This is a genomic window from Alteromonas sp. Mac1 (assembly GCF_001562125.1).
Lineage (GTDB): Bacteria > Pseudomonadota > Gammaproteobacteria > Enterobacterales > Alteromonadaceae > Alteromonas > Alteromonas stellipolaris.
In genome coordinates this window covers 3,879,743-3,903,333 of sequence record NZ_CP013932.1, presented here as the reverse complement: position 1 = coordinate 3,903,333, position 23,591 = coordinate 3,879,743, and the positions used below count along the sequence as shown (strand labels likewise).

At 43.0% G+C, this 23,591-nt stretch carries 12 protein-coding genes; 6 read left to right on the top strand and 6 right to left on the bottom strand.

Features of this window, described 5'->3' with window-relative positions:
• Positions 1-328: 328 nt before the first annotated feature.
• The gene (locus AV939_RS16555) at positions 329-1,207 is read right to left on the bottom strand and encodes an NAD(P)-dependent oxidoreductase (protein ID WP_057789518.1); all 879 of its coding nucleotides are present in this window, start codon (positions 1,205-1,207) and stop codon (positions 329-331) included.
• 771 nt (positions 1,208-1,978) lie between these two features.
• On the opposite strand from AV939_RS16555, the gene AV939_RS16550 reads away from it, so the two are divergent.
• The 6 genes from AV939_RS16550 to AV939_RS16525 all read left to right on the top strand — a co-directional run bounded on the left by AV939_RS16550 (position 1,979) and on the right by AV939_RS16525 (position 14,120).
• Positions 1,979-2,725 (top strand): SDR family NAD(P)-dependent oxidoreductase, encoded by a 747-nt coding sequence (locus AV939_RS16550; protein ID WP_057789520.1) that lies wholly within the window; start codon positions 1,979-1,981, stop codon positions 2,723-2,725.
• Between the two features lie 414 nt (positions 2,726-3,139).
• Entirely contained in the window at positions 3,140-5,461 is a 2,322-nt protein-coding gene (locus AV939_RS16545) for a polysaccharide lyase 6 family protein (RefSeq protein ID WP_057789522.1), read from the top strand.
• A gap of 75 nt (positions 5,462-5,536) precedes the next feature.
• Positions 5,537-6,832 carry an MFS transporter gene (locus AV939_RS16540; protein ID WP_057789524.1) on the top strand — a complete coding sequence of 432 codons (1,296 nt, stop codon included), beginning with the start codon at positions 5,537-5,539 and terminating at the stop codon, positions 6,830-6,832.
• Positions 6,833-6,880: 48 nt separating this feature from the next.
• Positions 6,881-7,882 (top strand): polysaccharide lyase family 7 protein, encoded by a 1,002-nt coding sequence (locus tag AV939_RS16535; protein WP_057789526.1) that lies wholly within the window; start codon positions 6,881-6,883, stop codon positions 7,880-7,882.
• A gap of 436 nt (positions 7,883-8,318) precedes the next feature.
• A complete protein-coding gene (locus tag AV939_RS16530) occupies positions 8,319-11,036 on the top strand; it encodes a chondroitinase-B domain-containing protein (RefSeq protein ID WP_057789528.1) in 2,718 nt (905 codons plus the stop codon).
• 51 nt (positions 11,037-11,087) lie between these two features.
• Positions 11,088-14,120 (top strand): TonB-dependent receptor, encoded by a 3,033-nt coding sequence (locus tag AV939_RS16525; RefSeq protein WP_057789530.1) that lies wholly within the window; start codon positions 11,088-11,090, stop codon positions 14,118-14,120.
• 101 nt (positions 14,121-14,221) lie between these two features.
• Here AV939_RS16525 and AV939_RS16520 read toward each other — a convergent pair whose 3' ends face one another.
• The 5 genes from AV939_RS16520 to AV939_RS16500 form a co-directional block, all read right to left on the bottom strand.
• The gene (locus AV939_RS16520; protein WP_063456787.1) at positions 14,222-15,307 is read right to left on the bottom strand and encodes a cytochrome-c peroxidase; all 1,086 of its coding nucleotides are present in this window, start codon (positions 15,305-15,307) and stop codon (positions 14,222-14,224) included.
• Positions 15,298-18,060, bottom strand: a complete 2,763-nt coding sequence (locus tag AV939_RS16515) for a TonB-dependent receptor plug domain-containing protein (protein WP_057789532.1) — start codon at positions 18,058-18,060, stop codon at positions 15,298-15,300. The genes AV939_RS16520 and AV939_RS16515 overlap by 10 nt, the downstream gene beginning before the upstream one ends.
• An 18-nt stretch (positions 18,061-18,078) precedes the next feature.
• Positions 18,079-20,967 (bottom strand): Ig-like domain-containing protein, encoded by a 2,889-nt coding sequence (locus AV939_RS16510; RefSeq protein WP_057789534.1) that lies wholly within the window; start codon positions 20,965-20,967, stop codon positions 18,079-18,081.
• A 63-nt stretch (positions 20,968-21,030) separates the two neighbouring features.
• Positions 21,031-21,753, bottom strand: coding sequence for a hypothetical protein (locus AV939_RS20310; protein WP_197427683.1), 723 nt, complete (start codon positions 21,751-21,753; stop codon positions 21,031-21,033).
• A gap of 164 nt (positions 21,754-21,917) precedes the next feature.
• Positions 21,918-23,381 (bottom strand): polysaccharide lyase family 7 protein, encoded by a 1,464-nt coding sequence (locus tag AV939_RS16500; RefSeq protein ID WP_061997896.1) that lies wholly within the window; start codon positions 23,379-23,381, stop codon positions 21,918-21,920.
• Positions 23,382-23,591 lie beyond the last annotated feature (210 nt).

The window sequence follows — 23,591 nt, the reverse complement described above, 5'->3', positions numbered from 1 at the left end:
TCATTCAGAGATGTGTTGTTAGTAAACGAAGCAAATTCGGTAGAAGGAAGGGGTATTGTTTGTGTGATGTAGGATAAGAAGCACATAGGGTGTTACCTCACCTTTTTATTGTTAATGAAACAGTTCAGTTACTAACACAGTAAGAGTTCGGTTAACTTCACAGCACGTTAACTACAGGTGTGTGCTTTCGTTATAGCCTAGTAACCCCAAAAATCACAGTAGTCTAGTTATTTGCTTTGTAAATTGAGGTGTAACGGGGTGCTTAATACTAACCAATATTAATAAAGCGATTGGTTGGCATCAAGCACCCAAGTAGTTCAGACAGGATCTACTTTTTTAATTTTAGAAAGTAATCAAAAATCTCTGGTACGTTTCCGTTACCCATGCCAGCGTCAAACGCAGCCTGCAAGTTAGAAGATGAACCTTCTGCAATTTTAGACTGTGTTCCTAAGTCTTCTACCATTTGTAAGAAATAGCCAAGATCTTTATTCGCATTTGCGATTGAGAAACCTAGATCACTTACATCATCAACCGCATAGTTCTTACAGAACTGCATGAATGGTGAGCTAGATGGGCCGGTCGACATAATATCGAAAAGTTGTTGGCGATCTACACCAGCTAAGTCAGCTACAGCAAATGCTTGAGACATTGCACATACTGTTGTCATACCCATGAAGTTATTGATTAACTTAGTTGTATGACCAGCGCCTAATGCGCCAAGGTGGAAAACGTTCTCGCCTTGGTCTTCTAGTACAGGCTTAACCTTGTTGAAGGTTTCGATATCGCCCGCAGCCATAATATTAAGTAAACCATCTTTAGCGTGAGCTGGTGTACGACCAAGAGGTGCATCAATCATACCAACGCCTTTCTCTGCTAGGTCAGCACCAATCTTGCGAGTAGATGCAGGAATTGAAGTACCAAAGTCTACCAATACAGAGCCTTCTTTCATGCCTGCAAGAATGCCGTCTTCTGCATACATTACTTTTTCGACAATGGCTGAAGTAGTTAAACAAAGCATAACGATATCTGATGCTTCAGCTAGTTCCTTAGCTGAAGAAACTGCACTAGCACCTCTTGCAACACATGCTGCTACCGCATCTTTGTTAAGGTCCATTACATTAAGCTCGTAGCCTTTCTTTTGTAAATTTTCGACCATATTGCCGCCCATAAGGCCTAGACCGATGAAACCGATGACAGGTTTTGACATGTATAACTCCTAAAATATCATGGCACAGGCTGTGATGAGAGTGATGTGAACTTCACTTCATAGCCGAGTGCGCTATCTTGCTTCTAATTAATTTAATAAGTAATTTGAGCTTAAGATTAACGTCTCGCTAAATAACTGGGCTCTGTATTGAACAGAGTGACTGATGATAGATGTACCCGCTAAAATTGAAGGGGCAATACATTCTTCCTATCAAAAGACCACTTACCAATTAAATATTCACCATTAACCAATGCCAAACTTAATTCGTGTCTCTTATCGACTAGTATGATGACAGTCCATTTTGCTTCTTGAACCAATCAGCATATCAAAAACATTATTAGTATCATGCCATATTGTCAACCAATAATTAAAAAATGGTACTAATTTGGTTTGTTTTTTAATTTTAATTTGAATTTTTTGTTAACGGTTTTCTTTGCCGTAAAATTGCATATTACAAAGTTTAATTGATTCATCCAGTTGAAATATATGGGTTTTTATTAATCGATAATAACGCTTTTGAAATGTTTAATAACCGTGAATATCTTGATCTATTTGGTAATTTTAATTGGTAACTAGTGGCTTGGTAGAGGGTTGACGACTATGGTTGGGTTGGTTAGTCTTTGAACAGGTTGAGGGTTAAACCAGATTCAGATATTCATTCTAGCAGTTTTCGCCACAGATTCGAGTCATCCAGTTCACTGGTTTACTATCAACGAGCCTATCGCGTGAATATCTACTTACTTAGAAACATGAATTTCGGGAGATAAGACAATGTCGATGACAGGTAAAGTTGCAATTGTAGCGGGTGGTGGCAGAGATATTGGTGCTGCTTGTGCAGTAGAGCTTGCTGCTCGTGGTGCTAATATTGTTATTACGTATCAGGCAAGTGCCGACAGGGCGAAAGACACTGTTGAGCGGATAGTCGCTGCGGGAGGAAATGCCATTGCTATTCATGCCGACCTCACTCAAAAAGCTGATGTTTATAATACGGTTGAAACCACATTGTCGACTTATGGGGCAATAGACTGCCTAGTCCACGTATCGGGGGGGTTGGTAGAACGTAAAAAGATAGTAGAAATGGACTTAGCACATTGGCATAAAGTACTCGACGTAAACTTAACGTCCTTGTTCCTTATGGTGCAAGGGGTTATCCCCCACATGAAACCGGGTAGTTCAATTGTTACCTTCTCGTCACAAGCCGCAAGAGATGGCGGTGGCGGTGGCGCTATCCCATACGCAACATCTAAAGGTGCTGTCTCTACTTTCACAAGAGGCTTAGCGAAAGAGCTAGGGCCAGATATCCGCGTGAATTCAGTTTGCCCAGGTATGATATCCACCGGATTTCATGACACCTTCACTCCAGACAATGTACGTTCAAATGTAGCAGGAGCCACCTGTATTAAGCGAGAAGGTACATCTGAAGAAGTCGCTAAGCTGGTGGCATTCTTGGCGTGTGATGATGCGTCTTATATGACCGGCAATAATGTGGATATTAATGGTGGTTTACTTTTCTCCTAGCAGTTGACAAGTAAACTTTATCAACTCAGATGTTGATAAATTATTACCGATAGTTAAATAAAAGCCTCCTCTGAGAGGCTTTTATTTTTGCTTGGTTTACAACTGTGAAGTTAAGATAATTTCATTAAATCATGTCCTTAGATTTATTTTTAGCTTTGGTAATATCAATAGGTATATTAATTGGTAATATAGAAAGTTAACAACTGGTTGACATTGTGTTGTGGGGTTGGTTACATTGATACCTAATATCTTTCGGCTCAAGTTGAAACATTTTTGACTTTTGGCATGACGCTAATCAGCACCTCTTTATTTGATATCGCTGCTATGTTTCATGCAAGTGTTAAGTGTTTGAAGAGCCCCTTCTTTAATCATATAAAGGCGATTGTCGTCTTTCAGATAACTTAGGTTGTTTGCATGAATGCTAGTGTGTTTTCTGTTCCTGTTTTAGTCACTTGTAGCTTACTATTTGTTGCTGGCTGTAATACAACTTCTCCACAAGCTGGCGCAAATGATGCCGGCACTGACGTCACCAACCCTTCGATACAAGCAGCTCATTCGGATGGCATTTTAGTTGCCAATAAGAAACAATTTTTCAAACAAGCTGAGTCGTTAAAAGCGGGTGATACCATTGTACTTGCTGATGGCGTTTGGGAAGATTTTGAAATTTTATTCAAAGGTGTCGGTACACCAGAAAAGCCCATTACATTAAAAGCGCAGACTAACGGTGGTGTCGTATTATCAGGGTTATCTAACCTTCGACTAGCGGGCGAGTATCTTGTCGTAGAAGGCTTAGTATTTAAAGACGGATATAGTCCTACCGGTGAAGTGGTATCGTTTAAGGAGAACGACAATAACCTTGCATACCATTCCCGAGTTACTCAAGTGGTTATTGATGGGTTCAGTAATCCAGACAAATTCAACTCTGATAAATGGGTTGTTATGTATGGTAAACACAACCGCTTTGACCACAGTCATTTAGAAGGGAAAAGTAACGCGGGCGTGACGATGGCGGTACGCTTGAATACGAAAGATAGCCAACAAAATCATCATCGTATCGATCACAACTACTTTGGCCCTCGTCCAATTTTGGGCTCTAATGGTGGTGAAACCCTTCGCATTGGTACCAGTAAATACTCATTAAGTGACTCATTTACGATTGTTGAAAATAACTATTTCGACAGATGTAATGGCGAAGTAGAAATTATTTCGAATAAATCGGGCAAGAACCAATTTTTAAATAACGTATTTTTTGAAAGCAGAGGTACGCTTACCCTTCGCCACGGCAATGGAAACCTAGTGGAAGGGAATGTGTTCTTTGGTAATGGCAAACACCACACCGGTGGTATCCGCATTATCAATGCCGACCAAACGGTTCGCAATAACTACATGGAAGGGTTAACAGGCATAAGATTTGGTGGTGGTTTTACCGTTATGAATGGTGTGCCGAATTCATCTATTAACCGCTACCATCAAGTTAACAATGCCAAAATTGATAACAATACCTTAGTGAACTTGGACAATATCAACCTAGCCGCTGGTAGTGATGCAGAACGCTCGGCGACGCCTATCAATAGTAGTTTCGCGAACAACTTAGTGGTAAATAATAGCGGCGAAAATCCATTTAAAATTTTTGACGATGTGTCAGGAATTAGCTTCAAAAATAACCTTGCCAGCCAATTACCGCAAGATGAATTAGCAGAAGGTTTCGATGTTAAAGATATCGAATTAGTACGAGGCGAAAATGGGTTGTTGCAAAGTAAACAAGCGCAGCAATTAGAGGTTGGCGCACCCGCATCTTTAAACCCAACGCTAAAAGAAAACACAGGTGTAAACTGGTATGACAAAGCAGGCTTACCCATTGACTTTGACTCCGGTAAAACCGTTAGCGTGAGTTCTGCTGATGAGCTTTACCGTGCCGTGGCCGAAGCAGAAAGCGGAAGCACGATACTGCTTAAAGCGGGAAGTTACTCACTAAACAAACAGATGCAGGTTAAAAGTGTAGTAACACTAAAAGCAGAGTCACCTCGCTCAGTTACCCTGTACCCCATGCGTTCTTTAATGATTGAAATTGAAGATGGGGGAAGCTTGAAACTGGATGGGCTGAATATATCAGGTAAAAAATCGCCTGACAGTGCAGGCAATGTGCTTATCCGCAACACCAAGTTGCCTACCTTGTTTAATCACAAGCTTGCCATTCATAATACGCACATTACCGATTTAAACGTGAACCACTCCTCTCATGTATTCGATGCGGGTTACAGAAGCTTAGCCGACAACATCGACATAACTGACAGTGTATTTCAAAACATTACGGGTGACGTACTGCGTTTAGACAAAGAGCAAGATGATTTAGGCATTTACAATGCCGAATACGTCACCATCAAAAACTCTACTTTTTCAAACATTGAAGGTGCCATTGCAAAAATTTATCGCGGCGGCACAGATGAAAGTACCTTTGGTCCGCACTTCACCCTAACCGACAGTAATGTATCGAATGTTGGAAAGGGGAAACGCAATAAATCCAAGTCTTCTATTTTTCTATTGGGTGTGCAACAAAGCCTAATTAGTGGCAATACGTTTGTGGATAGCAAGCTAGTAACTATCGATCACACGGTAGGTGAGCCACAAACACAAATTCTTAATAACACCTTTGATTCTACGCCACTTCCTGAAGTGACCGAAACCTTTACTAAAGGGGCATCAACGGCAACGGTAAAAGGGAACCAGTCGAAGTGACACCCTGCGGGCTTACGCTTTAGACAGTACGGTTTATAAAAATGACGACAAAGTAATATTAGGTAAGGTAGTAACATGAAGAATTTGAGATGGTGGGTAATTGCACTGGTTGCACTTGCAACAGTGATTAACTACATAGATAGACAATCGCTTAGTGTATTGTGGCCGTTTATGGGAAAGGAAATTTACCCCAATAAAACAGATGCCGAATTAAAAGAAGTGTACGGCATCATTAGTATTGTATTTCTTTTTTCCTATGCTTTCGGTCAAGCTATTTTTGGTAAAGTGTTTGATTGGGTTGGAACGCGCATAGGTTTTGTTCTTTCTATTGGTATTTGGTCTGTGGCTACCGTGCTGCATGCTTTTGCACAAGGAATACTCACATTCAGTGTGTTCCGCGCCATTTTAGGTGTTTCAGAGGCAGGAAACTGGCCAGGTGCAGCAAAAGCTAACGCTGAGTGGTTTCCCACCAAAGAGCGTGCTTTAGCTCAAGGTATATTCAACTCTGGTGCAGCTATTGGCGGCATTATTTCCATTCCTCTCATTGCCTATCTTGCTTTGTTTTTTAGTTGGAAAGCAATCTTTGTGATAGTGGGTTGCACGGGGCTACTTTGGCTTATTCCTTGGATCATCGTGGTTAAATCGCCGCCAGGTTCACACCCTTGGATCACAGATGAAGAAAGAGAGTACATTCTTACAGGTCAAAGAAACGAAGCGACCAACGCAGATGGCAGTGCTATTGCTGAATACACCCCTACCACTGGACAGTTGTTATCACATAAACAAAGCTGGGGCGTAATTATTGCCACTGCGGCAATCGACCCTATTTGGTGGCTATTTATTGTTTGGATCCCCACCTATTTGGTTGAAGTTTACGCCATGGATGTGAAGGGCTTGGCTATTTATGGTTGGGTACCTTATGTAGGTGCCATGTTAGGTGCTTGGTTCGGTGGACTGCTTGCACAAAACAGACTGGGAGCAGGTTGGTCGGTAAACAAAGCGCGTAAGTTAGTGATTACGCTGGGTTGCTTAATTATGTTGCCAGCACTGTTGATGTTATCTAACCCGAACAGTGAAGTTGCTGCTGTGTTAATTATGGCCACCATTCTATTTGGCTTTCAAACGGCAATTGGAAACGTGCAAACCTTACCTAGCGATTTATTCGGCGGAAAGTCGGTGGGTACGTTGGCTGGTTTTGCGGGTATGGCGGCCAAGTTGGCGGCAGGGCTTTTGATATACGCAGTACCTTCATTAACTGCTGATGGCAGTTACACAGTGGTCTTTGTTATTGGTGCGGCACTTGCCATCATTGCTGCGCTGAGTATTTGGGTGTTATGCCCGAAAATTGAACCGGTTGAAGCTAAGCGATAATCGTCACTCAGCGTTAATTGGGTTGAGTCGAATGGGTAGATAGTGAATATGATAACAGCAACAAAAGGGTTATTACGCAGTGTGGTTTTTACGGTATTAGCACTAGGTAGTGCGCTTGTAGAAAACCATTCACTGGCTGAAACGCTGGCTACTACCCATATACTTCCTGAATCACATCAAGCACTTCCCCAAGGGGAGTTGCTTGGTGATTTTAATTCACTTGACCCTTCAAAATCTCCAAGTGAGAATTTTGATTTATTAAGTTGGACTCTTAGCCTCCCTACCGATTTAAATAAAGATTTAAAAGCCGACATCATTTATGAAAAAGCGTTAAGCGATAGTTTTGCATTGAAGCCGCTTTTTTACACGTCTACAGACGGAGGAATGGTATTTGCCTGCCCTAATGCTGGGGCAAAAACATCTAAAAATACCAAGTACGCACGAACTGAATTACGAGAAATGCTCAGACGAGGTAACACCCGCATTAAAACGAAGGGGATCACCGAGAACAATTGGGTGCTTAATTCGGCGCACGGTTCAGTCAAGCGTAAAGCAGGGGCAGTGGAAGGCAGTCTAGAAGCAACTCTTGCGGTAAATCGCGTTTCTACTACCGGAGACGAGAAAAAAGTAGGGCGAGTGATTATTGGGCAAATTCATGCTACCGATGATGAGCCTATTAGGCTGTACTACCGCAAATTACCGGGCAATGACAACGGCTCTATTTACTTCGCTCATGAAATTAATGGCGGCGATGATGTATGGGTCAACATGGTGGGAAGTCGCTCTCACACGTTAGAAAATCCTGAAGAGGGCATAGCCCTCAACGAAAAGTTTAGTTATAAAATTACAGTGAAAAACAATATTTTATTCGTCACCTTAATCCGTGAAGGTAAACAAAACTTAACCAAAAGCTTCGACATGAGCAAAAGTGGTTATAACAAAAACAACCAGTATATGTATTTTAAAGCGGGTGTTTATAATCAAAACAACAGCGGCTCAGATAAAGATTACGTACAAGCCACCTTTTATCATCTAGAGAACCAACATTAAAAAGGGGTAATCAAGCTTGTATTATTAACCCTAGTAATGTCTCTTTTTCACTTCGCTCTGCTCAATTCAACTTTTCTTGATTCTACTTCACAAGGCACCACGCTTTACTTTTAGTACTACTTTGCGAGTGCATCTTGCCGCTTTATACCCAACATTCACAGTAAAAATAAATTGGTAATAACAATGTGTTCACCATTGTCGGAAGGGTGTCAGCCGCGCTGATACTATCTGAAATTAATAATGTGAATCAAATGTTATCGCAATGGCATGATAATGGTGGCAAAAGTTATTTTATTGTGTTTATATGTGCCAACAGGTTAACAATGTTGTCTTACTGTTATTTCAATTGGTAACCTATAACTCTTTAATTTGGTAATAATATGGTGCGGTCCACTACTCAATAGCCAAAACCAAGAACTCGGAGAATAGAGCCATTATGAAGTTTAAAACATTCGCACTTTGTGCAGTTGCAGCAGCTATTACAGGCTGTGACGTTAGTACAGATGTTAGTACAGATAACAACCCTAATACATTAGGATCTATAACCCTTGCGGGAACAGCAATTAGCGGTCAAACACTAAATGCAACCGTAAGCGACCCAGATGGTATTTCTAACTCCGTAACCTACTATTGGTATGCTGATGGTGTTGCTATTGAAGGCGCTAACTCTTCATCATTCACACTCACCGATGATCAGATTGGTTCACCAATTACAGTTCAAGGCCTTTATACCGATGATGGTGGTATTAATGAGTCCCATATCAGTGACCCTACTGACGATGTAATGGCTATTGCGTCAGATGCGACAATTACGCTTAGTGGCGACGCACTTGTAGGTTCAACGTTAACAGCCACCGTTGCTGACGAAAACGGAATTGAAAATGCCGTTATCGTTTACGCATGGTTCGCGGACGATACGCAAATAGCAGATGAAGTTACTGCAGAATTAGAACTTACCGATGCACAGTTCGGTACGGTAATTACTGCTAATGCCAGTTTCGAAGATGATCGTGGTTTTAGTGAGTCTGTCACCTCAGCGGCAACGGATGTAGTGGCACGAGTTAACTCTGAAGGCGCAGTTGTTATTACGGGTACGCCGACAGTAGGCAATACGCTTACGGCCGAAATTGCTGATGAAGATGGTGCGACAGGCGATATCTCTTACCAGTGGTATGCAGATGATGCGGCCATTGATGGAGCAACTACCAGTAGCTACGTGGTGGATGCCTCACTAGTGGGCTCAGTAGTTACCGTACAAGTGACTTATGTAGATGACAACGGTTTTGAAGAAGACATTACGTCTGCGCCAACAATTCCGGTTACCAGTGTTGCGGTTGACCAAGCGGGTAGTATCGAAATTATGGGTACTGCACCTTACCTAGCCAGTGCCACTCTGACAGCTGAAATTACTGACAATAACGGTATTGATGAAGCAAACGTGGTATACACGTGGTCGGCGGACGGTGTTGAAATTGCCGATTCAAACACTAAAACCTTCACACCTACTGCCTATGCCGGCGCGATTATTTCAGTTAGCGCTGCGTATACGGATAACGATTCGTTCACCGACACGGTGTCAGACTCACTAGACTCTGTGGTTTATACCCAAGTGGTAGGCGATGCTGCAGCACTAGAATCTGCACTGGTTAGCTTAGTTGATGGCGATGTACTAGGCCTAAATACGAATACCTATACAGGTATGGCAGCCCTTGAATTAACCAGTGGCATTGAACTTCGTGCGGTTGAAGGTGAAACCCCTACCTTTACCGGCGATTTCTGTATTCACGTTGCAAGCTCAGCTGACGGCGCTGCGGTAACAGGTTTAACTTTTACCGATATTGATACACTTTCAGGCTCAACGTGTGATAGCGGCGAAGAAGCCATGATTTACTCGGAAGGCGATAATTTCGTTTTCTCGCAAAATACCATGGGTAATGAGCAAGCTACGTTGAACTACCCAGATGACGCTTTCCATTGGATGGTAGTGAAAGGTAGCGGCGCACTTATTGAACGTAATACGTTCTCTGGCCGGACAGAAGCTGCGGAAGGTTCTGTTATCAAATTGGCATCATCGGGTTCAGACCACGTTATTCAATATAACTTGTTTAGCGAAAGCCCGAATGAAAACTTCGGCAACTCTAGTCTTCTGTTACTCAACTTAGGTAGTACTACCGGTGACGATTCAGCCGACATGGCTAATTTTACTGTCCAGTATAACTTGATTGACAATGTGACTACTGGTCGCCGCCTAATGCGTGTTCAAACGTCAGGTGCCACGATTAAAGGCAATACCATTGTAGATGCTAGTGGTGGTATTTCGCTAGAAGACGGTGGATTCAATACCATTAGTGATAATGTCATTATTCGCACCACAGACATTGCAAGCTCTGACGACAGACCAAGTGGCGTGTTAGTAACACCATTAGGCCACACCATCACTAACAATTATATTGCTGGTATTCGCTCCGGCAATAAAGAAGCTGGCGGTATCGTATTCACGGTAAACCCATTCTCACAAGCTGATGGCGGCGTTCCAAACTCTGGTAACCAAGCAGTATTAGACGGTTCTGGCGACCTATCGCTTACCGTTACAAACAATACGGTACTTAACTCGCTACAACCTATCGTCTTTAGTACTGAAATTGGTTCAAAAGCCGGTGTTGATGATTGTGATGATTTAGCAGAAACCACAACGCTATACGGCCTTAGTAACCAGTTTTTCGTTATCGACTTTGACGCGAACTTAATTGCAAATGGCTTGAACAATGACGCTTCGACTGAAGGTTTATACCTTAATGCCGACGGTGGTTTCAGTGACCATTCCTTCGAATACGACTGCGACCTAATCAACCATACAGAATCAACCCTCACTAATAACTTTGGTTTTAGCGACAGCTATATGTCGGGTGATACCTCTGACGAGTGGGTAGATATTAGAAATATCGATGGAAATGGCGAGTTTGATACCGATGGCGCCATTGACCAAGACCCTGCTGGAAATGGAAAAGAAGTGCCTGAATTTGTAGTTGCTGAAAGCACACTTATCGAAACAGACGCAAGTGGTGCGCAAGCAATTGCTGGTGCGAAAGGCCTTTACTACATTCAAGCATCTGATGTGGGCGTAGGCTCAACATGGACAGCAGAAAATGAATAACACAACACACACAGCCCTATACATATTAAAAGACACAACGGAGATCTCGTAATGTCGTTGAAAACACAACAGAGTAAAACCTTGAGCGGTGATAACGTGGAGAATGCTGAATTCACTCTTCGCCCTGTGGCCAAGTGGGTACGCACTGCAATTATTGCCAGCGTAGCCACTACCAGCGCATTTTCACTTCACGCTCAAGAAGCCAATGTAACTGAAGAAGACCAGGCTGACGTCGAAGTTATCGACGTAGTTGGTACGCGAAAGACAATTCAAGACCAAATTGCTATCAAGCGTGAATCAACAACTGTTGTTGATGGTTTATCATCAGAAGATATTGGTGAATTGCCTGCACTTTCAATTGGTGAAGCACTAGAGTCTATTACTGGTGCAGCTTCCCACCGTGAAAATGGTGGTGCTACTGAAATTACCATTCGTGGTCTTGGCCCGTTTTTGAGTGCTACACATATCAATGGTCGTGAAGCGACAAATGGTAGTGGTGACCGTTCGGTAAACTTCTCACAGTTCCCTTCAGAGCTTGTGAAGAAAGTGGCTATTTATAAGACCCAAGACGCCTCCATGATTGAAGGTGGTGTGGCCGGTGTTATTTCACTAGAAACAGTACAGCCGCTAGATTACGGCAAGCAACGTATTCAAGGTGAAGTTAAAACTAACTACAACCCTGACGAAGGTAACGTAGACAACTCACTTCAAGGTGATTTAGGTTTTCGTGGAACCTTTAGTTACGTAGACCAGTTTGAATTTGATAACGGCCAAGCGTTAGGTATTTCTTTTGGTTTGCAACGTCAAGATATCAGTCAGCCAGAAGCAGAATACAGAAGTTCAAGCCCAACAGGTTCTTCACTGTGGGCGTGTTTGAACGACCCAACTAACACTAACGAAGGTTTCTATCGTAGTAGTGCCGGTGACTGTGAAGACCAAGTTAGTGGCAGCAGTAACCAAGGTTATAATACAGCTATCGACCCTGAAACAGGCAAAGCGGTTAGCGATGGTACGCCGTACGCATGGACTGGAAGCAGCCGTAGTTACCGTCAAAATGAAACGTCTGATGAACGTGATGCACTATTCTTAGCGCTTCAATTCCAACCTTCTGAGTCTTGGGATATTAACTTTGATGCGCAGGTGTCGGATAGAACGCAACAAGAATCACGTCACGATTTAATCTTCTTACAAAAACGTGCTATTCCTGGGCTTACTGGTCCTACGTTAGTGACAAACGATGTAGGCGGTATTCTGCATTGGGAAGGACAAGATCGCATTGAATCTTCAGGTGAGCAATTCTCTCGTGAAGAGAACTACCGCGGTTACGGCTTGAACATCGAGCACTATGCGACTGATGCACTGACGGTTAAATTGGATTTGGCTTATTCAAAAACGTCACGTGAAGAGTTACAAATCTCTAACCGTGCGAGAACTGCTGACAGACAATCTTTTAGCTGGGACATGGGCGAATATATTCCTCATTTCACCGTGACTGACTTCGATGTTACTGATATTTCTAACTACACAGATAGCCTTCGTACTCGTATCGATAGAGAAAATACACGCGATAACGAAATTAAGTCTGCACGTTTAGATTTTGAATATGCACTAAGTGGCGATGTGTTCACCAGTGTTCAAGCAGGCTTGAGAACATCTGAACTGAGCTTCATTCAATATGGTGGTAGCCAAGGTAATGGTTCACGCAACGAGTTTACGCTAGATACTGCAAATGCAGATGCACTTGAGTTATTGCAGAGCTGTCAGAAAGACTTTCCTGAATCGGACTTCTTAGACGGTGTGTCAGATGGCGACCTCATTACAAATGTCGATAGTGACGGCAATGTAATTGGTGGCGGTTCTTCTTGGGCTACTTACGATAACGTTTGTTTCTCACAAGCTGTAGTTGCATCTCAAAACGGTGAGTTTGGCTACCCAGATGTAGAGTATGAAAACAGTGGTACTATCGACGTAACTGAAAAAACTAACTCTGCATACGTGATGGCCAGTTACGATACAGAAATGTTTAACAAGTACATTCGTGGTAACTTTGGTGTGCGTATTGTAGATACCGAAGTTACTTCAGTGGGCTTTAGAAACTCATTCGACGTTGTTACTGACGAGCTAGGTGTTATTAGCTTAGTGAGTGGCGACTCACTCGAAAGAATTGAAGGTGGCGGTGACTACACTGAAGTGCTTCCAAGCTTCAACTTAGTTGTGGACTATAGCGATGATATTCTTATTCGTGGTGGTATATACCGTGGTATGTCACGTGCCGATCCATCTGATTTAGGTTACAGCCGTACGTTCCAAACCGATGATGACTTAGCGCCAACGTCACTTGCAGATTTATTAGTAGGTGTAAACGGTTCAGGTAACCCTGATACACAGCCGCTTATGTCGTGGAACTATGATGTTGCTTTCGAATGGTATCCTAACGAAGATTCAATCTTTGCGTTTGGCTTGTACTACAAGCAATTCCAAGGTGGATTCCAACAGCGTACAGTATTAGAAAACTTCGTTATTGATGGTCAAGAGTTCGCACTTCCAGTGACCAACTCTGTAACTACCGACGATGAGAGTGATATTTTTGGTTTAGAAGCGTCAATTGCTTACCGTTGGGACAACGGCATCGGTGTTAAAATAGGCTACAACTACGCAGACACAGACTTCGAGTTTGAAGACAGTTTGTATGGTGACACCTTTATCACTGACGTAGACGGTAACACCACGCAGTTAACGGCAGGTATTGTTGACCCAGCTTCCGTACCAGGTTTCTCTGAGCACGTATTCAGTACTCAGGTTTACTACCAAATTGGCGATTTAGATACGGCTATTATCTACAAGTATCGTAGTGAGTACTTCCAACCTTACACTAGTAACGGTACCCGTTTACGTTATGTAGATGAAGTAGGTGTATGGGAAGCGCGTATGTCTTACAAAGTTAACGAGCATGTGCGCGTGAAACTTGAAGCCATTAACCTATTCAGTGCGCCTAAATCACAGGATTACTATGTACAAGGTAACCTAGGTGAAGTGAACGATTACGGTCCTCGCTTATTCGCAGGCGTTAGCTTGAAGTACTAATCGTGGTGAACGGATAGGGTTGATTAAGCGACTCTACTCCTTACTGCAAAATGAATGGCTGCCCGTTGTAATGACGGGCAGCCATTTTTTTTGATGAAAAGCTAGAGTGTTTTTAGAAAAACAACCAGTGCATCTATTTCGTCTTTATCAAGCCCTAGGGGTTCTATTAAAGAAGTTGTTATTGGGAAGTGGGGGTCATCTTTAAGTCGGCCTTTGGGTTTAGGCCTGAACCCTCCTTTATTGTATTGCATTATCAATGGAGTAAATTCGATGAATAGCCCATTATGCATCCATGGCGCGGTATGTGTGACTCCCAATAACGAAGGGGTTCTAAATTTCCCAATATCTTCAATCTTGCCGGTCGCATCTATTCTGCCTACATCTTCAAAAGGGCGGCCGTATAGATGAAACCCGGTTACATGAAATTGGTTATCACTTAATAACGGCCCCTCATGACAACTCATGCATTTAGCTTTGGTGCGAAAAAGGTGCAACCCTAAGAGGGCTTTATCAGGCAGCATCAAATGAGCATTAGTGTCGCCTTTACTTACCGCAGTAATAAACTCTTGATAAGGTGTATCTGGTGCGGGGATGGTTCTTTCAAAAGCGACGAGGGCACTGGCAAGAAGTGTCTTGTCAATGGTGTCGGTTCCAAAAGCTTGTTTGAAATTTACTGGGTACGCAGTGTGAGAATTTAGCCTTTCGACAGCCTTAGCTACGGGTAAGTCCATTTCGATTGGGTTTTCGATAGGCATCAATGCTTGTTCTTCTGCAGACGCCGCCCTGCCATCCCAAAAAAAGGATTTCCAGTGATCTACCCCGAAAATAGGAGGTGCATTTCGCGTCCCTTTTTGCGCTCTTACCCCAACCGATTGGCCTTTTCCATCTTGAAAGAATGTCGAACTATCGTGACATGATGCACAGCTCACGGTATTGTCTTTTGATAAAATAGGATCATGAAATAATGATTTACCTAAGGCGATAATCTCTTCATTGGCTTGGGGCCCCTTGGGTAAAAGGGGGCCCAATCTAATAGGCTTTCTACCATCGGCAGTAATGGCTTTGGGCCAATCCACTTGCTTTGATGCATACCATTGGCGTAGCGTATCTCCCGGTTCGCTTGCGCGTAAATCATAAGAGGTCGCAACCACTAATAATACCGTAATGAGGTTGCGCATTATCGCCATTCGTAACCTACTTCTAACCAAACTGAGCGGCCTATTTCGATACCCGAATTGCCGGGAGCTACGGCGTAGGTGCGCTGGTCAAATATATTCTGTAGGTCAAGCCTGAACTGCAACGCGTTGTCTTCGAATACCATTGGTGAGTATTTGAAGGATGCATTAAAAAGTAAACGGCTTGGATAATCTACGCGTGCGTAAATAGGAATATTAAAGGTCTCTTCTGCACTAATTTGTGACGATAACCTGCCTAACTGGGAGGTAGGTGATACATCCTCGGTTAATGTGTAGTCTTCATAACTTGTTCTAAAGGTACCTGTTACGCTCGTGGCCAGTTGCTCAGACCAGTTCGTTGCCCATATGAAGTTTATCGAAAGCGGCCGAGAAAACTCTGATTCAATGATGTTTAAGTTCGACAGCGTAGTTTCTTTCAGTGCGCCGTCCCCATCTTTTAAGAAGATAAGGTCGCTCAATAAAGCATCTTCTATGTCTTCTTCCTCAGACCCAGAATAGCTTTCTGAAAGAATATAGCTGGTATTAAACGACAGACTATGAATATCAAACAGTGCCGCCCATGACAATGACACTCGACTGTTTTGCCCTTTACCGTTATTAGATTGGCTTTGGTAATAGAACCCATCTTCGGGATTGTAATCAGGGGAGCCTGTCCGAAGAAGCTGATCGCGCTGCCAGCGCTTTGTGTATTCTACTGAAAAGTTACCTAAGGCTGTTGCTTGCTTCCAACCAAGTGCAATTTCGTCGTTGAATGGGGTATCGAGATCATTATAAATATACCTAGTGTCAGATGCTGCCGACAAGTTTTGCCATTCTTGTAGTGCACCGTTGGTTGAAATGGCACGTCGCTGATAGATAAATGGGGTTTGTTGCTCTTTTACTTTATAGGTAAGCAAGTTTGCGTCGTAGTAGCGGTTAATACCAAATGTAAGAAGCGTGTCGGTTTCACCGAATAATTGATAGCCACCGCTTAGTCGTGGTGCAATATTGACGTTTTTAAGAAAGTCGTCATAGTCTACTCGAACGCCTAAATTCAAATTGAAGTTACCCACTTCAATAGTGTCGGTAAGGTAGGTTGAAAGCACTTGTACGCCCACATCTAAGTATTCTTCTGGGTAGACTGCTCGAATAGAAAAGTACTGGGGTGAAGCGGTAACAATGTCGGAATAGGCAAGAATATGGTTTGGATTAGAGAAATCTAATGGTGCACCCAGTTGTGCTTCTAATTCTTCGATTGAGATAGAGGTTTCAAGCTCTACACAATCGAATAATGCGCCGTTACAGTCCAAGTTAGATACACCAGTGACCGCAGATTCATAGATATAGGTGTCGTAAAAGCGCTCTCTGGTAAGGTTTTCATCCTGAAATTGTACGCCCCATTCGATATTATGACTGGTTCCCAGTGCAGAAAAAGTGTCAAAGCGAAGCGTAGTTTCTAGGTTGATGTTTTGTTGTTTTTTATCAAGATCACCATAGCCACCTTGTTGTGAAATACTGGTTTCTTCAGTCGGGTCGCCAATTCCCCACGCACGCCCTGTGGCTTTCGCCCATTTATAGAAATGTGGATTAGCGCGCCTAGAGTTGTCACTAGTTGTGTAGCTCGCTCGCGAATCGACAGAGAAATGCTGAAACGCGTGTTGGAGAGATAGCGTAGCATTGGTGCCACCACCTTTAATCGTAAACTCGCTGTCTAGCGCATTGGTTACAATATCGTGACTTTCATAGGGGGAATAATTAAAAGTCAGTTTTACCTTATCCACACCTAGGTTTCTTTGCGTTAAGCTTACCAATAAGTTGGTATTCTCTCGTTCGGTGAGTACTGGCTGATTGAGAGAAAGCTTAGTGATTTCACTGGTTGTATAGTTGCCTGATATTAATAGCCCATAATGCTCACCCAGTGGTATTTCTGCGTTAATATTGAGTGCTTCTTTTTTGAATTGAGGCTCTACAGGTTCGTCTGTGTCACCTTCAATGACGTCCTCTTCAAGAAACACATGATAGTTGTTCCATTCGCTTTGCGACGTACGAAAAGAAGTACTGAAACTCGCTTTATCAGAGCGTGCTTCGCGTGTTTCAACATCAACGACACCGCCACTGAAGCTACCGTAACGAGCGGGAATATTGTTAGTATAAACCGTGATCGATTCAAGAATGTGTTGGTTAATATTGAAAGCTTGTGTCGTGCCTTCTATATCGTTAACTAGCACATCATTATCGCGATAGGTTTCAGGATCTTGTCGGCTATTAAAGTTAACTCCGTTAATGAAGAAACCTGTTTGCCAAGGCTGCGCTCCCATTATTGACACCCGCTGTGCCCCAATTTCGCCCTGTTCATCTGCGTCGTAGCGCTCACTACCTAACTCAATGCCTGGTAGTAACTCTAATAGTTCCGTAAAATCTCCCCCTGTTCGAGGGGCAGCGTCTATGAGTTGTCGATCGAGGTAAAAACGCCCTTCGACCTCGGGAACTTGTAGACCAATGTACTGACCAAACACTTCAATTTTTTCTATTTTTGTAACCATCTCTTCTTTTGATTGAAGAACACATGCGTTCAGATCATCTCTTGCCTCGCGCGAAACTGCATCTTTACTTACACACGATGAAGTCGTTTTTATGGAGGTATTTGCATCGCTAGTTGCGCTAATGGCACTGCGGGTACCGACCGACTGCTCTTGAGCGAAAGCTGCACTGTTCAGTGCAACCAACGACAAAAGCAGCCCATTTTGAGCTGCTTTATTTAACATTGTAATTTGCACCTACCGTTAGTTTGGATCTAGTGGGCTAAGGTCTTCTTGATCTACAAGGCCGTCTCCATCGGCATCTGTATCTGCAATTAAGCCCGACAAAATAATGTCTTGCTCGGTAGCATTGGATAAGAAAAAGTTAGGTAGTCCATCAGCATCCGTATCTACGTTGGCCACTGTTGAAGCAGGGAAGTCGTCTTTTGTTGCAGCCTGGATAGCAATGTTAGCAAACAGTGAGTTTCGATCTGCATCGGTATAAATCGCATTTTGTGCCAGTGCAGTTGCCTCATCGAATAACGTAAGCCAACTATATTGTTCAATGAGCTGTTCATATACGGATAGTTTTTCGTTATCTGCAAAGTCGCTAGTATGGGTAAGAATGGCTGCTTGTACCTGTTGCGCCTTCTCATTTAAAGCTGCAATGGCTTGCGCATATTGGGTGTTGTTACCTGCATGGCGTTTAACCGCTTCAAACAGTTGATACGTTCCGGTAAAAGAGTTCTCATCATCGGGTTCGTAGGCATACTCTAGTTCACCAAGAATATCGTCTACCGCTTCAACGCGCTCGGTAATATCAGGGGTATTGTCTAGTAATGCAATCGCGTCATCCGTCAGCGCGACAAACTGTGAAAGCGCTTGTTCTAGATAACCCAAAGAGGCGTAAGTGTTCGTGACTTCAATACGATGCTCTAGCTGGGTTTCGAAATCTTCTAACGTAGTTGCCAGTTCGCTTGCATCATCTAATATTTGAATGGCATTTTCGGTCTTACCGCCAAGTTCGTAAATGGATGCACCCGTCAGTAAACCCGTTACACGATTTGCATCACTAATATAAGTGTCATCACTAAAATACGTGGTTAGTATGTTCTCACAGGCTGCCAGAGGCGCTGTGATATCGGTACTTTCTCCCCCGAACTTTTGATATAAATTGACATAACGAAGACATCCCTGATCATCGACCATTTTATCTAGGCTATAGTTAACATCTTCTAGGTAAGGCGTCGTGCTTACAATGCGAATAGCTTCGGATATAACGTATTTTGCTTGCTCGTTATAGCCCGCATAAGACAACAGCCATGCAGCTCGCTGATCAAGAATACCCAAGTGGTCCTGTTCGACTAACGCTTCTGCCGCATATTCGGTGTCGGTGTAAGTGGTTGTAAACAAAGTCTCAATTTTATTGATAGTTTCATCCAGAGCGATACCATTTTTTGCATCGTTCAGCAGTTGGTAGGCGTAATGATCTCGGTAAGCTCTAAGTGTATCTGCGTCGTTGACTCCCTCTTCTTCAGTTACGAGTTTAATGGGTAAATTACCTAGGTAACCATCATCTTTATTCGCATTGACATAATCAGGGTAAAGCGCATTAAAAATGCCTGATAGCAAACCAACCCCCGTTGGGTAACGCAGCAGGGTGTATTGCGCGTATTCGTCTGCTGGCATTGCATAGTTTTCGTCGTAATCAATATCGCTATATAAGCTTAAACTAAGAGCTAAAAGTGATTTTGCAAGCGTTTCTGCTGACGCCTTATTGATGTCGTCACCCACTAGGGAGAGGTAGTGAGCTGATCGTGTAGCATCGACTAAGTGGAAGGTTTTAACTTGATAGTAGCGATAATCCGGGCGCTCCTGATAGCTTCCTTGTTCAGCTAGTGAACGTTGAAAGTTTATTGCTTCGTATGCAAAATCAAAGTTATTTTGAGTTGAGGCCTCAAGGTAAATGGCCACGCGCTCTTCGGCATAATCTTTTGCAGCTTGTAAGAAATAGCCGTAGGCGCTGGTGTGAGGAGACTCTTCATCAAGGTTGGCATCTGCGTAAATTCGAATGACAGAAAATAGGTCGGTGGCCTCTTCGCTCTGCTCTGCCTTTACATATGAACGTACCGCTTCTAAGTAAAACAAAGCATCAGTGGAGCGAATATTAGTAATACCAATTTCGGCAATATATGCATTGTACTGTGCTATCGCTTTGGTTCTAAATGCGTTCGCTTGGTCTGTATCACCTAGTGCATCTAGTTCTACTGCGCTATCCAAATAAGCTCTGGCACGAGTAGGGCGGTCTATGATGTTGCTAATGGCATTTGATTCAGCAAGCTCGGGGAACCCTGCTTCTGTATAGCCAACGGCAAGTTCACTATAAACATCTGCGGTGATCTCTGCATCAGTAATTTCAGTAGTGTCGTCGGCACTGTCGCTATTAATGTAACTTTCGGCTTTTGCTAAGTGAGAGTGTGAAGATGCATAGTAATAAGCGAGTTTGTCGTCATTGCTGACATAGGATGGAGACAAAGATACAGTGGCAACCACAGGATCACCAATGGAATCGCTGACGCTGATAATCACACTATCAGAGACATTTTCGATGCCAGGGTGTTGGTAAGTGAAAGCGCCAGTTGCGCTGTCGATAACTACAGTACCTAAACTCGGTTGGGTTACAACTTCAAATACCAAAACGTCGTCGTCGACATCAATGGCTTCTATTTTCCCTTCAGTTTCGCCAGTACTCGATATAGCTACGCTTGACGTCACAATTTCAGGTAAGTCATTGATATTCTGTATGGTAAAAGAGAGGTCAACCCGCACTTCGTCAATGCTATCAGAGACCACTATTTGTGCGCTATCTTCGCCGAAAAAGTTGCTGTTAGGTGTAAATATGAAAGCGCCATTTTGATCAATTGAAAGGCTTCCATTTGCAGGAGATTGGCCTAAGCCAAATGCCAGAACATCACCATTAGTATCAGAAGCAATAATTTGCCCGGTGAGCTGTGAATCTTCGTTAAGCTGAAATGCAAGTGTTGAACTTTCTACTGTTGGTGCAGAGTTGCCACCATCACTTCCACCTCCGCACGCGGCTAATGACGATGCAATAAGCAAAGACAATGAATTTCTAATAATTTTTTTTGACACTGTATACGCCTCAAGAATTCCCAAAGGCGCGTATATTATCTTTTTGAAATGCCAATGTAAATGCTAACCATTATCATTTGTGTTGAGGGGGCTTTCTACTCCTATTAATGGGAAGTTTTTGTGGTACTTAGGTGACCAAGTAGAATCGATAGGTAGTCCAGATACGCCTAATTCCCGCATAGCCTCTATATTGAAACTCCAGCCACGTGCTCGGTTAGAAATAATGGCCTTCATTAAATCTCCACTAAGCCCTATTTGCATGATGTTTTTATCAAGGTGTAACTTTTCATACAAGGCAGTTTCCCGCTTAACGGCCTCTTCAATAACATTGTCGTAGTAAGCTCGATATTCTTGCCACTGTTTTTCTTTTGCACCGCTTTTTAAATGCGTAACCATGGCATCTATGTCTGAATTTCGCCAGCGCGCTGATGCTGCATCTCCATGCCAGCCAATAATGGCATTGTCGCCAATATATTTGTGTTTTCCCGCAACGAACACATAGTTCGCGCATGAAGAGAAGCAGAAACTGGGAATGCGTACGTCGAGTCTATGTGCCAAAATGAATTCTGCTAATTCCATACCTGCGTTTATGTTACCGCCACCACTGGTCATCGATATCTCGGTGATCTTATGTTGGTACTGTTCAAATAGTGCAATGGCTTTTTGTGTTTGTTCTGATGTTATTTCGCCAGTATAAATTATCACTGACCCTTTTATTTTTACTTCAGCAAGGGCACTGGGCATAAAAAGAATAGAAATTGACAGCAGGAGCTGAGTGATTCGCATAAATGTCTCCTTAAAAAAGGCGACAGAGTAGAACACTTCCCTAAACAATTACAAATCTGTACGAATGCAAAAAAGACCACAAAGGCGGTCTTTTTCATTAGGGAAGCAGCAAATAGAATGTTCAGCTTAGAAGAGTAGTTGATAGTTTGATTTACTGGTTATATTCACTCACTTTGCACATAACCTGTATGGCTATTTTTAATCTCGTAAAATGTAGCTTGCGCAAATTCGTCAGGATCGCTCGAGTTATTTAAGTGGTATACACCCACTTTAAAATAATGATATTGACCGTCTTCATCGTACTTACTTTCACTCATATCATAGTGTGCAGAAACATCAGCTTTACCTTCACGGCTAATGGTCACGGTCAGTAAGTTTACGTTCACATTTATGTGGTAACTAAACTTCTCATTCAGAGCAATGCCATCAACAGGATTGCTGGCTGAATTGCTTCTTGAGCCAATGAGTTCGACATAGGTTTCAATATTATCACCTTCACTGTCTTCAACGCGGCTCTCGTGGGCAAAGTACACTGAACCAAGTTCATTACCCGGTAGCTTGCGATAATACAAGCGAATTGGCTCATCATCATTGGCATGTATTTGACCTATCACTAGTCGGCCAATTTGATAGTTTTCACCGGTGGTAGTCACATCGTTTACTGCAAGGGTTACACGTAAATCACCATCTATGCCGCCAGCATCCGCTTGCCCTACTGCGGATGCACTGCCAAATACCCAATTATTCTTGTTTACTCCTTGGGTACTAATAGCACGGTCGCCTCTTCGTAACATTTCACGCAACTCGACCCGTACATAGTTAGTGTTTGTTGAGGTTTTAAAGCCATAGCTTGGTGAGCGCATAACGATGCCGTTATCACCTGACGCATAAAAGTACTCTGAGTTACTGTAACCGCCAGCAAGCTCAGTTTCCGAGATAGAGTCAGACGTGCCACTATCGTCCTCGTCGGTTGGAACACTTAAATACCAATCCACAAGTTCAATACCTACCTCGTTCGGCAACACATCGGTAAATAGCCCTGTGGCGTCTTCACAATGGTGAACTTGTACTTCAACAATACCGTTGTTGGTGTTTTCACTGTTACCTAACCCAATAATTCTGACATAGCGTGCTTGCGATGAGTCGACATTGACGAGTTCGAAGCCACTTTGGTTACCTTTTGATTCAGCTTGAGTGAGAACAGTAACCCATGTGTTCTGATCAATAGAGGTTTCAACCGAAAAGCTGGCAACCCGTTCAGCGCCTTCAAACCACTTTATGGTAAGCGCGCCAACGGTTTCAGTTGTTCCTAAGTCAAGAGTGAGGGCTTTATCTACCCCATCGCTAGACCATCTTGATATTGAAGCGGTGTTTCCATCGATAGCATTCGCAGGCGAAAACTCTGTTGCCGAACTGCCATCATCGGTTGCACTGACTATGGTATGTATTTTGTTAGCGCAAACTTCAGTTACAGGTGTTTCAACAGCGGGTGGAGTGGGTGTTGTGACAGGAGATGTACTGCCGGAGCTTCCACCGCCACCACAGCCGGTTAGCAGTAGTGGAACGAGTAATGAACTCGTAAAAAGGGAAAGGTAAGATTGATTGGTCAGTGCTTTTTGAGACAACACAGCGCACTCCTTAATGTAAACGCAATGTAATTAATAAGTTTCAAGTATAAGCGCGTGGATAGTTTTATCCAACACTTATGTCATACCAAAATTTTTTATTATTCTTACACTTTGGTAAGTCTGCTGGTGTGAAGGTTTTGGTTACTGAATATTTTCTAGAAGGAGGGTTGTACAGACGTAAAAAAACCGCTTAAGGTGAATTAAACGGCT

Coding starts and splice junctions, on each gene's coding strand:
- AV939_RS16555 (WP_057789518.1), bottom strand. CDS start 1,207: ATGTCAAAACCTGTCATCGGTTTCATCGGTCTAGGCCTTATGGGCGGC.
- AV939_RS16550 (WP_057789520.1), top strand. CDS start 1,979: ATGTCGATGACAGGTAAAGTTGCAATTGTAGCGGGTGGTGGCAGAGAT.
- AV939_RS16545 (WP_057789522.1), top strand. CDS start 3,140: ATGAATGCTAGTGTGTTTTCTGTTCCTGTTTTAGTCACTTGTAGCTTA.
- AV939_RS16540 (WP_057789524.1), top strand. CDS start 5,537: ATGAAGAATTTGAGATGGTGGGTAATTGCACTGGTTGCACTTGCAACA.
- AV939_RS16535 (WP_057789526.1), top strand. CDS start 6,881: ATGATAACAGCAACAAAAGGGTTATTACGCAGTGTGGTTTTTACGGTA.
- AV939_RS16530 (WP_057789528.1), top strand. CDS start 8,319: ATGAAGTTTAAAACATTCGCACTTTGTGCAGTTGCAGCAGCTATTACA.
- AV939_RS16525 (WP_057789530.1), top strand. CDS start 11,088: ATGTCGTTGAAAACACAACAGAGTAAAACCTTGAGCGGTGATAACGTG.
- AV939_RS16520 (WP_063456787.1), bottom strand. CDS start 15,307: ATGGCGATAATGCGCAACCTCATTACGGTATTATTAGTGGTTGCGACC.
- AV939_RS16515 (WP_057789532.1), bottom strand. CDS start 18,060: ATGTTAAATAAAGCAGCTCAAAATGGGCTGCTTTTGTCGTTGGTTGCA.
- AV939_RS20310 (WP_197427683.1), bottom strand. CDS start 21,753: ATGCGAATCACTCAGCTCCTGCTGTCAATTTCTATTCTTTTTATGCCC.